A 12955-nucleotide genomic window follows, 5' to 3' on the forward strand; every position below is an offset into this window, starting at 1 on the left:
ATGGAGAAATCTAATCGGTATGTTATACCTGAGAGAAGAGTGAGGAGTTATCCAAGGGTTGTAAAAGGAAAACCTCAAAAATACCCAAGAAAAAGCCAGTCAATCTCTTAACTGACTGGCATTACACTGATGTGGGGCTTTTTCATGTCTGGCGTTTATCTAAAGCTCATCTTTTCTCAAGAGCGTTACAGTTTTAGATACGCAGTTCAGCTGCAATCACCGGCCACAGGTTCTGGTGAGAGCGTTTAAACATCAGCATATGACCAATTGCTTTGTGGCCATACTGCTGCGGTTTTAGTTCAATCATTCGGGTAGCAGCATTAGGATAGAGGCGCAGTAAATCTTTGACGTTGGCTTCGGTGGCAATTTCGTCATCGGAACTCCAGAGTACGCTCATCGGGCTACGGATGTCAGCATGAAAATCTTCAAATACGCTTTTGCCAATGGCATTGATTACATAACCGGGTTTTCCACAAAACTCTGCCCATTGCCGGGCCACATTTTTCGGTAAATTTTCGCCCATACCAATGGCCTGGGTTGGGCCATATCCATGGGTAATGCGGGCGATCGGGAAAATGACTTGAAACATTAGTGGCGCCAGTAGTTTGGTGCGTCCTTTAAGGCCTTTGACATGGCCGGTCGAACCCGATACCGCTACAACTTTGGCCACCTTGGCATGGTTGGGGCAAATACCCAGCAGCTGGCCGCCAGCACTATGTCCCAATAAAATCACCTGTTTGGCCTGGTTCAGTTGCAATAGATGCTCGATACCGGCTGCAATGTCCAGTTGGCCCCAATCGACAATACTGGCTTGTGAGTGCTTTAATTTCCCTTGTAAAGAGCCGCCAATACCGCGAAAATCAAAACTGAGCACGTCATAACCTTGCTGGCTTAACCACTCGGCAAAAGGATGATAAAACCCTTGAGTAATACCGGTGGCGGGACAAATTAGAACTGGGTAAGGCTGCTTTTCAGCCTGATGGGTATAGAAGCGGCCACTCAGCTGATAGCCATCTGCGCAGGTGATATGGACGGGATCAAACGAAGTCATAGGATGAATATTAAAAAAAGTGAATGACTCTAATGTAAAGGAGTTTGCTGTGAATGCAGTTGCAATCTCTGACTTCGGGGTCATGCGGACAGGCAATTCAAATAAGGACAAAACGAAATGAATGCAATGGATCTTGATGTTACGGTGAAAGGGGCGATTCTGGCCAGCGGTATATTTTTATGGGTGGGCATGCTGACCGGGGTATGGAAATACTGGCAGATTCGGCATTCACCACAGGCGCGTGCTCATTATTATGTCGATATTGCGCATCGTAGCAGTTTGCTCTATGCGCCGGCCAGTCTGATTCTGGCAGCCATGGCTTATTTTTCGGTATGGTCCACCGAACTGAATTTGCTACTGGTGGCAATTAACCTGTTTTTCTTTGCTTTTTCAATCTTGAGTTATGCACTGCATGGCTATTTAAAGGACACCACCAATCAGTTTAAAACTCCGCATCAGTTGGGCAAATGGCATCTGCCAAAAAGTTTAATGAGTCTGGCGATGTTGCTGCTGGTACTGGGTGAGGTACTGGCCACCTTGCTACTGGTGGTGGGTGCGGGACTGTATTTATGGGCTTAAGTGAGTGTTGCCAAGACGTGTAAAAGGCTATTTTTCTGATTCTGAGCAGATGGATGAATGCTCATCCATCTGGGTGGGTTAAAGATTATGAATTGTGCTGATCGATGGGAGCCGGCTGTCGATATTTTTCATCGACCACAGCCCAAATATAGAAGGCGATACAGACGATTAGTGCGTACATAAAGTATGCCGGTTTCAGGTTGCCCTGAATCAATCCTTGAAAGACCAGCGTCAGCAGCAGCGCAAAGGTGGTGCTGAGGAAAGTCACTAAATTGTTATTTGCCTTCAGAGCGTTAATGAAGACTTGCTTATTGAAATGTAATGATAACATCTCCATCCCTCCTGTATTTTGATCAAAAACAGACTATTTTGATCGGATTAGTTTGTTTAGTTGTACTGCGAATTGCAGTGTATTTCAAGCGCCTATCGCAATATTTTGAAAGAACATAGTGTGTATAAATAAATGCTCGAATTCAGTTCATTTATTTACGGAATATTAGGGCATCACTGTAAAGAAGTGAGTAAAGATGTAGCATTATTTATGCCAGCTTAACAATAGGGCAGCTATTAGGCTTTGGTAGAAGGTATGCAAAAAGAGGGTAAAGAGGAGCATTGCGCTGAATTGAAGGGTTTCAGAGAATGAGGAGAAGCGAAAGTGGATGAGCTTACTTCAATAGGCTTAGAAGTTAAGCAAGATTGAGCTAAACCAGACTGAAAGAAAGTGACACAATAAGAGTCAGTTTGGGTAAAACTTGACCATTATTGAGCAATTTAAAATCGGGTTTGGGTAAAACCAGACTTTAACGACTCGGGTTAAGGCTTAGTGTTTAACCTTGTCGATCACAATACAAATCAGCAGGACAATGGTAGATGGAATCAGCCAGGCCAGGTTTTGCGCGCTTAACGGTAAGTTCAGTAAAGCTTCTGGTAAAAAGCCATCTAACCCCGCCACTTTTAAGCCATCAATCACGCCAAAGAATAAGGCTACTGCGGTGACCGGACGAATTACACGCGCTGGAGAATGGAAGTTTTTCCAGAAAAAGCCCAGTAAGATCACTACAATCGCAGGCGGATAAATCGCACTTAATACCGGCACTGAGAGTGCAATCAGTTTGGTCAGACCGAGGTTGGAAATCACCAATGAGAAACCGACTAATACAAATACCCAAGTACGATACCTAATGCGGGTAATTTGCGAGAAGTATTCTGCACAGGCACAGGTCAGGCCAATCGCGGTTACCATACAGGCAATGAAAATCATGGCACTTAAGAATAGTGAGCCTAAGTCACCAAAAGCATGTTGCACATAGGCATGCAGGATCACTGCGCCATTGGCTGCATTCGGTGCTACTTCATGACTGCCCAAGCCCAGTTTGAACAGGCTTAAATACACCAGGGTTAAACCGATACCAGAGATCAGTCCGGCAATCATGGCGTATTTGGTCATCAGCTTTTTATCGCTGACCCCACGCGAACGCATGGCATTAATAATCACAATACCAAATACCAAGGCACCCAGGGTATCCATGGTTAAATAACCATTGACGAAACCTTCAGAGACTGGACTGTTGATATAGTTATTAATGGCTGGCGGAATATGACCCGCGGGAATGAACGTTGCTGCAACACCCAGAATAATTAACGATAAAATTTTCAGGGGCGACAGGAAATAACCCACCGTATCCAGAATCTTGTTGGGATACAGCGCAACAATAGTCACTACAATAAAGTAGATCAGACTGTAAATCAGCAAGCTGCTCGGAGCTGCACCAAAATAAGAAGAGAAACCAATTTCATAAGAAACGGTTACGGTACGGGGAATGGCAAATAAAGGGCCTACCGCTAAATAACACACCACGGTCAAAATCAGACTGGCTGCTTTGCCCAGTGGCGAACTTAAAAGCTGGATCGAACCTTCTACACGAGACAGGGCAATAATGGTCAACACCGGCAAGCCCACGGCTGTAATTAAAAAGCCGAAAGCTGCTAACCAAACGTGTTCACCTGCCTGCTGTGCAACAATAGGCGGAAAGATAATATTGCCGGCACCGATAAATAGTGCAAAGGTCATTAAACCTAAGGCAATAATATCCCGTGTACGTAAACTCGTCATAAGGGAGATAGATCGGTTAAACAAAAGAAAGCGATTCTAGAACATGGCAACTGCTTTGGCTAATTTATTTTATAAATCTTATGAATTATTTTTATATCTTGGCTTGGGAAATTGATCGGGTTGTCAAAAATTAGTGAAACTATATTGTTGATTTAATTTTTAAAAGATGAAAACTGTTAAATATCAAAAGATAAATTTGAAAAAACAGTCAATAAATATAAAGGTTTTTAATTGTTGAATATTTAAGCAGTAGTGGGTTTGTGGCAGATGGAACCGCTTGTGATCAAACAAAAGTCACTGAAAAGGACTATACTAAGCAAATGTTTCATAGGGGATTTTAAGCATGAGAGCGTCTGCCGTATCGATTAAAACCGAGCAGGATTTAGAAAAACTGCGTATTTCAGGTCGTTTGGCTGCTCAGGTTTTGGCGATGATCGGGGAGCATATCAAGCCGGGCGTGACCACTGAATATTTAGATGACCTGTGTCACGACTATATTGTCAATACCTTGCAGGTGATTCCGGCCAATGTCGGCTATTGCGGCTATACCAAAACCACCTGTATTTCACCGAATGAAGTGGTTTGTCACGGTATTCCATCTGCGTCGGCTGTGCTTAAAGATGGCGATATTATCAATATTGATGTGGCGGTAATTAAAGACGGCTACTACGGCGATACCAGTCGCATGTATTACGTTGGGACAATCAAGCCGGAAGCGAAAAGGCTGGTCGAAACCACCTATGCGGCGATGGTCGCAGGGATTCATGCGGTGAAGCCGGGTGCGACTTTAGGCGATGTTGGTCATGCAATTCAAACTGTCGCGCAGCAGGCCGGCTATAAAGTGGTGCGTGAATATTGCGGGCATGGTATTGGTAAAATTTATCATGAACAGCCAAGTGTACTGCATTATGGTCAGCCGGGTCAGGGGCTACAACTCAAGCCAGGTATGGTGTTCACGATTGAGCCGATGGTGAATGCCGGCGGCTCCAGAGTCAAAGAGCTCAATGATGGCTGGACCGTCGTGACCACCGATAAATCACTTTCTGCACAGTGGGAACATATGATTGCCGTGACTGAAACCGGCTTTGAAGTGCTGTCGCCGTGGCCGGAAGGTACCGGAGCATACCCGGAAATCTAGCTATAAAATGGCTTATTTATACTTTAAAAGTATTAAGTGATATAAATTGGCTATTTGTTAATGCTGTCTTTTGTACATATTATGTATTCATAGATTCTTGCTGTAGTTTCTAGTTTTTATAGCTTATCCATCCCTGGATAAGCTTTTTTTTTGCCTGAAATTTGATGGTTGGCTTTAACGCTGTGACAGTTTTTCCACCAGAAAATCAATAAACACCCGTACCGCCGGTAATAGCCCGCGACGGGATGGATACACGGCATGAAAAACCCCGTGCGGCGCATGCCAGTTCGGTAGTACGCGTACCAGTTCGCCTGACTGAATATAGGGTTCCACAATATTGTCCGGGAGCAGGGCAATCCCACAGTCCTGACGGGCCAGTTGTGCCTGTAGCATCAGATCCGAACCCATTACGGTCGGGTTGACTTTAATTTTCTTCTGCCGCTGATGTTCATCATAGACCACAATATGCTGATCGACATGATCATCAGCCATACTGAGAATATGATGCTTGGCCAGATCTTCCGGCTGTTTCAGGTCGCCGTGCTGGTTTAAATAGGCCTGACTGGCAAAGAGATGCTGTTCAATGGTTTCAAAGGTACGAATCACCAGATTCGGATCATCATCCAGATTGCTGCGTACACGCAAGGCCAGATCAATCCCTTCATTAATCAGATCAACCCGGCGGTTACTGACCAGAAGCTGGACTTTAATTTCCGGATAGGTCTTTAAAAATTCCGGCAGAATTCTGGACATTTCATTCTGGGCAATGGAGACCGGCAGGCTAACTTTAATCAGGCCGCGCGGCTGAATACTCAGATGATCAACCAGATCATGCGCTGCCTGTGCTGCATTGGCCATCACCTGTGCATGTCGATACACGTTCATGCCAATATCGGTTACGGCAAAATGGCGGGAATTGCGCTGAATCAGGCGCACGCCCAAACGTTCTTCCAGATTGTGCACACGGCGGCTCAGTTTGGATTTGGGGATATCGGTTGCACGTTCTGCGGCGCTAAAACCGCCATGCTCAACCACCTGGGCAAAGCAGTAAAAATCATCGAGGTCCGAAAGCATGTGTAGTTATTCCATTTATGCAACGATAAGCAGATTAAATTATGATTGTTCTGGGCTGTCAATTTGATTTGTGCGGTTTTTGCAGCGTCTCTTTTCGCCGTTGTCATGTCTGGTGAGCTTAAGTTATGGCTACAAATCCTTTACACTAAGGATAAAGTCCATGAGATGATCAATACATGTCTTATCAACTGATTCAACAGCCCGATGCCGATGCCAACGTGATTTGTCCTTGCTGCCAGCAGGCGATTATTGACTGGTCACAAGAGCAGTATATTCAGCCCTGTGAGCATACGCTGTTTGTGGCGCTGGATTTGGGTTTTGAATATATTGCCGATGTATTTGAAGCAACCATGGCGCGTAGTGTCGATGAAATTCACGCACATGATGATCAGCTGAATATGTTTCAGGAACTGACCACAGCCAGCTTTCCGCATTATCTGATCATTCGCACTGATTTGGGTGTGCAGGATTTATCGCGTTATATCGGCATTGCTGTACCAGAATCCAATTAAAAAAAATAAGCTCCATAAGGAGCTTATTTTTTATCATAAAGATCAGGCTGGTTTAGCCTTCAATTTCTTCCTCGACATCATCATCAGCACTGTCCATGCCCAGTTCTTTCAGCTTGCGGGTCAGGGTATTACGTCCCCAGCCCAGCAGTTCAGCGGCATGGCGTTTGCGGCCACGGGTCTGTTGCAGCGCGGCATTAATCAGGGTGCGTTCAAACATCGGTGTGGCGATGTCCAGAATTTTCATTTCGCCGTTTTTCAGTTTCTGTACGGCCCATTGACCCAGCAGCTCATCCCAGTGATGGATCGAGACGCGGTCTAAATGCAGATTGGACGGTACATCGCCTGATTTTTCAATTGGAATCTGTTTCAGTTCCGAAGGTAAATCTTCCGGATAGACTTCACGGCCGGTAATCATGACGGTTAACCAGCGGCAGGTGTTTTCCAGCTGGCGCACGTTGCCTTGCCAAGGCAGTTGCTGCATATACTCCTGGGTTTCCGGACGCAAGATTTTCGGACTCACGCCTAGCTCTTTACCGGCACGCGCCAGGAAGTGCTGCGCCAGCATTGGAATATCTTCACTACGATGCGCCAGTTTTGGAATATGAATCCGGATCACGTTCAGACGGTGATACAAGTCTTCACGGAAACGGCCTTCGTGTACCAGCTTTTCCAGGTCTTGGTGCGTTGCTGCAACAATACGCACATCTACCTTCACCGGAATATGGCCACCAACACGGTAGAATTCACCATCGGCTAAAACACGTAATAAACGGGTCTGGGTTTCAAATGGCATATCGCCAATTTCATCCAGGAACAAGGTGCCGCCATTGGCCTGTTCAAAACGGCCCTGACGCTGGGTGTTGGCGCCGGTAAAGGCACCTTTTTCATGACCAAATAATTCGGTTTCAATCAGGTCTTTCGGAATGGCGGCCATGTTGAGCGCAATAAACGGTTTGCTGCTACGCGGTGAATGGCGATGCAGGGCATGTGCCACCAGTTCTTTACCGGTACCCGATTCACCATTAATCAGTACGGTAATATGCGATTGTGATAAACGGCCAATGGCACGGAATACTTCCTGCATTGCCGGTGATTCACCAATAATTTCGGTCGACTGAATGGGCTGTGCGGTTTTGGCTGATTCCTGTTGCTGTAATTTGGTGATATGCAAAATGGCACGATTCACCAGCGCCAGCGCTTCATCAATATCAAACGGTTTTGGCAAATATTCAAAGGCACCAGTTTGATAGCTCGACACTGCAGATTCCAGATCCGAATGTGCAGTCATGATAATCACCGGTAAATCTGGATAGCTGGCTTTGACTTTACCGAGGAAGGTCAGGCCATCAATACCCGGCATACGGATATCGGTCAGAATTACATCCGGTGCATCGACACCCAGTTGCTCCAGGGCAGATTGGGCTTCTTCAAAACTGGTAACGTCAAAGCCTTCTTCCTTGAAGGTTTTTTCCAGTACCCAGCGCATGGCACGATCATCATCAATTACCCAAATTTTATTTCGCGACATGGTTAGACTCCCAAGGTATATATAAGCTAAATATTGTTTTTCCTGGAACAGATTGGCACTCAATCATTCCGTTGTGTTGATGCATAATATTCTGTGCGATGCTCAGGCCCAGTCCGGTGCCTTTGGCGCGCGCCGTAACCAGCGGATAGAACACCGATTCAATAATTTCTTCCGGCACACCGGGGCCATTGTCTTCAATATCAACCCGCACCACCGAGCGGTGAATCACGCCATTAATGGTGACCAGGCGCTGAATACGGGTTCTTAAAATCAGTTCGGGCTGATGTTCTACAAAGAACTCCTTGTTTTCCATCATGGCCTGTACCGCATTGACGCTAATATTCAGCATGACCTGAATCAGCTGGTCACGATCCGCCATCACTTCCGGCAACGACAGGTCATAATCCCGGATGATTTTGACTTTTTTCTTGGTCTGGTTGGCAATCAGCGAACGCACGCGTTCCAGTGGTTCATGGATATTGACCAGTTCGTAACTCGGTAACTGACGTGAACCCAGCATGGTGTCAGCCAGATTTCTGAGCCGATCGACTTCATTAATAATAATGTCGGTAAACTCGGCATATTGAGAGTCATTCAGACTGCGTGCCAGTAGCTGGGTTGCACCGCGAATCCCGGCCAGTGGATTTTTAATTTCATGCGCCACGCCGCGCACCAGTTGCCGCGCCACCTGATGCTGTTGAATCAGATTTTCTTCTTTGGAAATTTTCAGCATCCGGTCAATCGGATTCAGTTCAATCAGCAATAAAGGATGATAGCTTTTGCCGGCATTCAGCTGCGAAGCGGTGTAATCGACATGAATGTCTTTAAAGTTGACATTAATGGTGGCTTCACGGCGGGTATAAGGCTGTCCGGTGCTTAAAGTATTCTGTAGTGCTTCGTAGGTATTAAATTCATCGGTCGGGAGATGCAGTAAATTCATTACCGGCTGTCCGGCAGCACGTAATAAACTGATATCAAACAGCGCCTCACAAGATGAATTGAGGTAAAAAATATTCAGGTTGCTGTCAACCAGTAAAATGGCAGTGGTCAAATTGTCCACTAAAAGGCGATAGTCGATAGCCGGGCTTTGATCCATTAGCGGTGGCATCCTGTATTAAAATAGCGCAATGGTATCTTCATAAAGCAATAGGTTTCTGAATTAAGAACGTTAATGATGCAAATTAAGCAAAATGCACGCCAACTTTGTTCAAATTCCTGTAAATCAAGCCAATTTATGAGAAAAATGCGCTGAAATGGACGGGTTGATTCAGGTATAGCGGATAACGCCAGTGCTGTAAACCAAAAGTGAATCAAAATGGTGCAATATTGTGTATAAGCCGGCTTTAGTGGTTGTATTTTGGTGCATTATGCAAAGAGTGGGCTATTTCTCTATTTTTATGGCCAGAAAAGTCATACAATACGCGCATTCTAGTGGAGCGCAGATTCATGAAGTCCCCCAAAGTCGGTTTTGTTTCTTTAGGTTGTCCTAAGGCATTGGTAGATTCTGAACGAATTTTAACTCAGTTAAAGACTGAAGGTTATGATGTCGCATCGGATTATGACGGTGCTGATTTAGTCGTGGTTAACACCTGTGGTTTTATTGAATCTGCAGTACAAGAGTCTTTAGACGCCATTGGCGAAGCCATGAATGCCAATGGTCGCGTCATTGTGACTGGCTGTTTAGGTAAAGACGAAGACAAGATTCGTCAAATGCATCCGAATGTCTTAAAAGTGACCGGTGCAGCAGCCTATGAAGAAGTCATGGATGCCGTGCATCAGTATGTGCCGGAGCCGCCAAAGCACAATCCGTTTATTGATCTGGTGCCAGAACAGGGGATCCGTTTAACCCCGAAACATTATGCCTACCTGAAAATCTCAGAAGGCTGTAACCACCGTTGTACCTTCTGTATCATCCCGAGCATGCGTGGTGATTTAGTCTCCCGTCCGGTCGGTTCTGTTCTGGAAGAAGCCGCAGCGCTGAAACGTGCTGGTGTAAAAGAAGTTCTGGTCATTTCTCAAGATACTTCAGCTTATGGTGTGGATACCAAATACAAGCTGGATTTCTGGAACGGTCAGCCGGTTAAAACCAAATTCTATGACATGTGTGAAGCCCTGGGCCAGTTGGGCATCTGGGTCCGTTTGCACTATGTCTATCCTTATCCGCACGTCGATGCTGTGATTGACCTGATGGCGCAAGGCAAAATCTTGCCGTACCTGGATATTCCATTCCAGCATGCCAGTCCGAAAATCCTGAAACTGATGAAACGTCCGGCGCACAGTGAAAATACACTAGAGCGCTTAAATGTATGGCGTGAAAAATGTCCGGATCTGGTGATTCGTTCCACCTTCGTGGTTGGCTTCCCGGGTGAAACCGAAGAAGACTTCCAGATGTTACTGGACTGGTTGAAAGAAGCGCAGCTGGATCGTGTCGGTTGCTTCACCTATTCACCAGTAGAAGGTGCAACCGCGAATGATCTACCAGATCATGTGCCGGAAGAAATCAAGCAGGAACGTTATGAACGTTTCATGCAGGTGCAGCAGGAAATTTCAGCTGCAAAACTGCAAAAACGCATTGGTCAGACCATGACTGTGCTGGTGGATGATCTGGAAGAAGAATTCCCGGTTGCCGTTGCGCGTTCTTATGCAGATGCACCTGAAATTGATGGTAACGTGTTTGTTGAAGATATCGACAAGTCAAAAATTAAAGCAGGCGATTTGCTTGAAGTCGAAATTACCGATGCAGATGAATACGATTTATTTGCCAAGCTGATTGCGATCAAATCTGCTTAAGTACTGATATACAGAAAAAATTTAAATTAAATACTTTGGAGTTTGATGATGTTGGATTCTAAAAAGCCACGTTATGAACGTATTTTGCTGAAGCTTTCAGGCGAGGCACTGGCGGGTAATAAGGATATGGGGATTGATGCCCAAATCCTTGATCAGATGTCTTTGGCAATTGCACACCTGGTCGGTCTGGGCGTGCAGGTCGGTATCGTGGTTGGTGGCGGTAACCTGTACCGTGGCAGCCAGTTACAAAAAGACGGTCTGGTCGGTCGTGTGACTGGTGACCAGATGGGTATGCTGGCAACTGTGATGAACGGTCTGGCCATGCGTGATGCTTTAGTACGCCGTAACATTAAAACACGTCTGCTTTCAGCACTGCCAATTGGTACCGTTGTAGAATCTTATTCAAGCCGTGATGCAATTCGCCACTTAACCCAAGGTGAAGTGTGCGTATTCGTTGCCGGTACAGGTAACCCGTTCTTTACCACAGATACAGCTGCCTGCTTGCGTGGTATTGAAATTGAAGCCAATCTGATTCTGAAAGCCACCAAGGTAGATGGCGTTTATAACAAAGATCCAAGCAAATACGAAGATGCGGTGAAATATGACACCCTGACGTTCGATCAGGTGTTAGATGAAAAGCTCGGCGTGATGGATTTAACCGCAATCTGCTTATGCCGTGACCACAATGTACCGTTACAGGTATTCGATATGAATAAAGCCGGCGCTTTACTTTCAGTGGTTATGGGTGAAAAAGAAGGAACTCACGTTACGAACTAATGTACGTGGGCCTGAAAGCTCTTTATACTACACGCTATTTTAGTAATTACATCTTTAAGAATTAAGTAAGGAAGATCATATGATTAACGATCTTAAAAAAGACAGCGAACAGCGTATGCAAAAGACTCTGGAGTCTTTGGAGCAAGGTTTTGCCAAAGTTCGTACCGGCCGTGCCCATCCATCAATCTTAAACGGTGTGATGGTTCCTTACTATGGCTCAGATGTGCCGTTAAACCAGGTGGCGAACGTGGGTGTTGAAGATTCACGTACTCTAATCGTACAGCCATTTGAACGTACCATGGTGTCTGCAATTGACAAGGCGATTCGTGAGTCTGACCTCGGTCTGAACCCGATTACCGCTGATTCGATTCGTGTGCCGCTACCAGCTTTAACCGAAGAAACCCGTAAAGACATGCAGAAAGTTGCGCGTTCTGAAGCGGAAAATGCCAAAGTGGCGATTCGTAACATCCGTCGTGACGTCTTGGGCGATATCAAAGCATTGTTGAAAGAAAAAGAAATTTCTGAAGATGATGAACGTCGTGCAGGTGATGATATCCAGAAAATCACAGACAAATATGTTGCTGAAGTCGACAAGCGTTTGGCTGCTAAAGAAGCTGAGTTGATGAAGGTCTAATTGTCGATGACCACATCTGAAGACTGTCAGACGCTTCCAAAACATGTTGCCATCATCATGGATGGCAACAACCGTTTTGCCAAGAAAAATCAATTGCAAAAAGGCGACGGTCACCGTGAAGGTAAAAATATTCTAGATCCGATTGTTGACTATTGTCGCAGCAAACACATTCAGGCACTCACCGTTTTTGCATTTTCAAGTGAAAACTGGAATCGTCCGCAATATGAAGTTGATTTACTCATGCAATTGCTGGAAGACACGATTCATGAGCAAATGCCGCGCATGGAAAAATACCAGATTGCCTTGCGTTTTATTGGTGATCGCAGCCGTTTATCCCCACATCTACGTGACTTGATGTTGCATGCTGAACAAAGGACTGCTAAGTTCAGTAGCATGACTTTAACCATTGCTATCAGTTATGGGGGCATGTGGGATATGGCAGAAGCAGCCAAACAGATTGCGGCTGATGTGCTGGCCAATAAAGTCGCGCTGGAACAGATTGATAGCACGCTGTTCGGTCAATATGTGTGCCTGGGCGATTTACCGCCTGTGGACCTGTTGATTCGTACGGGTGGAGATTATCGGCTGTCCAATTTCTTGCTTTGGCAGGCCGCGTATGCCGAACTGTACTTTACTCCGACCTTGTGGCCAGAGTTTAGTGTGGAAGAGCTGGATGATGCGTTTCATGTGTTTGCAGGACGCGAACGTCGCTTTGGAAAAACTTCAGAGCAAATCCAACAAGAGAAACTTGAGAATTAA

The 12955-nt window shown here is 45.6% G+C and carries 13 protein-coding genes; 7 read left to right on the forward strand and 6 right to left on the reverse strand.

Going from position 1 to position 12955, the window contains the following annotated elements:
* Window positions 1–193 precede the first annotated feature (193 nt).
* Complete coding sequence (locus tag FTT68_RS07760) at window positions 194–1051, reverse strand: alpha/beta fold hydrolase (protein ID WP_180175270.1); 858 nt, start codon at window positions 1049–1051, stop codon at window positions 194–196.
* Between the two features lie 117 nt (window positions 1052–1168).
* On the opposite strand from FTT68_RS07760, the gene FTT68_RS07765 reads away from it, so the two are divergent.
* On the forward strand, window positions 1169–1630 hold the full coding sequence (locus FTT68_RS07765; RefSeq protein WP_180134085.1) for a hypothetical protein: 462 nt from the start codon (window positions 1169–1171) through the stop codon (window positions 1628–1630).
* Between the two features lie 85 nt (window positions 1631–1715).
* Here FTT68_RS07765 and FTT68_RS07770 read toward each other — a convergent pair whose 3' ends face one another.
* Window positions 1716–1961 (reverse strand): hypothetical protein, encoded by a 246-nt coding sequence (locus tag FTT68_RS07770; protein WP_005177570.1) that lies wholly within the window; start codon window positions 1959–1961, stop codon window positions 1716–1718.
* 489 nt (window positions 1962–2450) lie between these two features.
* The gene (brnQ, locus tag FTT68_RS07775; protein ID WP_127799491.1) at window positions 2451–3743 is read right to left on the reverse strand and encodes a branched-chain amino acid transport system II carrier protein; all 1293 of its coding nucleotides are present in this window, start codon (window positions 3741–3743) and stop codon (window positions 2451–2453) included.
* A gap of 343 nt (window positions 3744–4086) precedes the next feature.
* Here brnQ and map point away from each other — a divergent pair, with 343 nt between their 5' ends.
* The gene (gene map / locus FTT68_RS07780) at window positions 4087–4881 is read left to right on the forward strand and encodes a type I methionyl aminopeptidase (RefSeq protein ID WP_180175271.1); all 795 of its coding nucleotides are present in this window, start codon (window positions 4087–4089) and stop codon (window positions 4879–4881) included.
* A gap of 174 nt (window positions 4882–5055) precedes the next feature.
* On the opposite strand, the gene FTT68_RS07785 is transcribed toward map, so the two are convergent.
* Window positions 5056–5955: a LysR family transcriptional regulator gene (locus tag FTT68_RS07785; RefSeq protein ID WP_168395258.1), complete on the reverse strand. Its 900-nt coding sequence runs from the start codon at window positions 5953–5955 to the stop codon at window positions 5056–5058.
* A 176-nt stretch (window positions 5956–6131) separates the two neighbouring features.
* Here FTT68_RS07785 and FTT68_RS07790 point away from each other — a divergent pair, with 176 nt between their 5' ends.
* Window positions 6132–6467 (forward strand): hypothetical protein, encoded by a 336-nt coding sequence (locus tag FTT68_RS07790; protein ID WP_005177579.1) that lies wholly within the window; start codon window positions 6132–6134, stop codon window positions 6465–6467.
* A 52-nt stretch (window positions 6468–6519) separates the two neighbouring features.
* Here FTT68_RS07790 and glnG read toward each other — a convergent pair whose 3' ends face one another.
* On the reverse strand, window positions 6520–7995 hold the full coding sequence (glnG, locus tag FTT68_RS07795) for a nitrogen regulation protein NR(I) (RefSeq protein WP_005177581.1): 1476 nt from the start codon (window positions 7993–7995) through the stop codon (window positions 6520–6522).
* Window positions 7982–9091: a nitrogen regulation protein NR(II) gene (gene glnL / locus FTT68_RS07800; protein ID WP_005177582.1), complete on the reverse strand. Its 1110-nt coding sequence runs from the start codon at window positions 9089–9091 to the stop codon at window positions 7982–7984. Before glnL ends, glnG begins: the two co-directional genes overlap by 14 nt.
* Before the next feature lie 350 nt (window positions 9092–9441).
* Here glnL and rimO point away from each other — a divergent pair, with 350 nt between their 5' ends.
* The 4 genes from rimO to uppS all read left to right on the forward strand — a co-directional run bounded on the left by rimO (window position 9442) and on the right by uppS (window position 12955).
* Window positions 9442–10785: a 30S ribosomal protein S12 methylthiotransferase RimO gene (gene rimO, locus FTT68_RS07805; RefSeq protein WP_005177586.1), complete on the forward strand. Its 1344-nt coding sequence runs from the start codon at window positions 9442–9444 to the stop codon at window positions 10783–10785.
* 48 nt (window positions 10786–10833) lie between these two features.
* A complete protein-coding gene (gene pyrH, locus FTT68_RS07810; protein WP_005177594.1) occupies window positions 10834–11562 on the forward strand; it encodes a UMP kinase in 729 nt (242 codons plus the stop codon).
* A gap of 79 nt (window positions 11563–11641) precedes the next feature.
* Window positions 11642–12196: a ribosome recycling factor gene (gene frr, locus FTT68_RS07815; RefSeq protein WP_005177597.1), complete on the forward strand. Its 555-nt coding sequence runs from the start codon at window positions 11642–11644 to the stop codon at window positions 12194–12196.
* Between the two features lie 6 nt (window positions 12197–12202).
* Entirely contained in the window at window positions 12203–12955 is a 753-nt protein-coding gene (gene uppS / locus FTT68_RS07820; RefSeq protein WP_005177599.1) for a polyprenyl diphosphate synthase, read from the forward strand.

It is taken from the genome of Acinetobacter sp. Q85-2, assembly GCF_013420555.1.
In the GTDB taxonomy this organism is placed as follows: Bacteria; Pseudomonadota; Gammaproteobacteria; order Pseudomonadales; family Moraxellaceae; genus Acinetobacter; species Acinetobacter indicus.

What these genes read in the sequence shown, in the direction of transcription:
- FTT68_RS07760 (WP_180175270.1), bottom strand. Translation starts at nt 1,051, where the DNA reads ATGACTTCGTTTGATCCCGTCCATATCACCTGCGCAGATGGCTATCAG.
- FTT68_RS07765 (WP_180134085.1), top strand. Translation starts at nt 1,169, where the DNA reads ATGAATGCAATGGATCTTGATGTTACGGTGAAAGGGGCGATTCTGGCC.
- FTT68_RS07770 (WP_005177570.1), bottom strand. Translation starts at nt 1,961, where the DNA reads ATGTTATCATTACATTTCAATAAGCAAGTCTTCATTAACGCTCTGAAG.
- brnQ (WP_127799491.1), bottom strand. Translation starts at nt 3,743, where the DNA reads ATGACGAGTTTACGTACACGGGATATTATTGCCTTAGGTTTAATGACC.
- map (WP_180175271.1), top strand. Translation starts at nt 4,087, where the DNA reads ATGAGAGCGTCTGCCGTATCGATTAAAACCGAGCAGGATTTAGAAAAA.
- FTT68_RS07785 (WP_168395258.1), bottom strand. Translation starts at nt 5,955, where the DNA reads ATGCTTTCGGACCTCGATGATTTTTACTGCTTTGCCCAGGTGGTTGAG.
- FTT68_RS07790 (WP_005177579.1), top strand. Translation starts at nt 6,132, where the DNA reads ATGTCTTATCAACTGATTCAACAGCCCGATGCCGATGCCAACGTGATT.
- glnG (WP_005177581.1), bottom strand. Translation starts at nt 7,995, where the DNA reads ATGTCGCGAAATAAAATTTGGGTAATTGATGATGATCGTGCCATGCGC.
- glnL (WP_005177582.1), bottom strand. Translation starts at nt 9,091, where the DNA reads ATGGATCAAAGCCCGGCTATCGACTATCGCCTTTTAGTGGACAATTTG.
- rimO (WP_005177586.1), top strand. Translation starts at nt 9,442, where the DNA reads ATGAAGTCCCCCAAAGTCGGTTTTGTTTCTTTAGGTTGTCCTAAGGCA.
- pyrH (WP_005177594.1), top strand. Translation starts at nt 10,834, where the DNA reads ATGTTGGATTCTAAAAAGCCACGTTATGAACGTATTTTGCTGAAGCTT.
- frr (WP_005177597.1), top strand. Translation starts at nt 11,642, where the DNA reads ATGATTAACGATCTTAAAAAAGACAGCGAACAGCGTATGCAAAAGACT.
- uppS (WP_005177599.1), top strand. Translation starts at nt 12,203, where the DNA reads ATGACCACATCTGAAGACTGTCAGACGCTTCCAAAACATGTTGCCATC.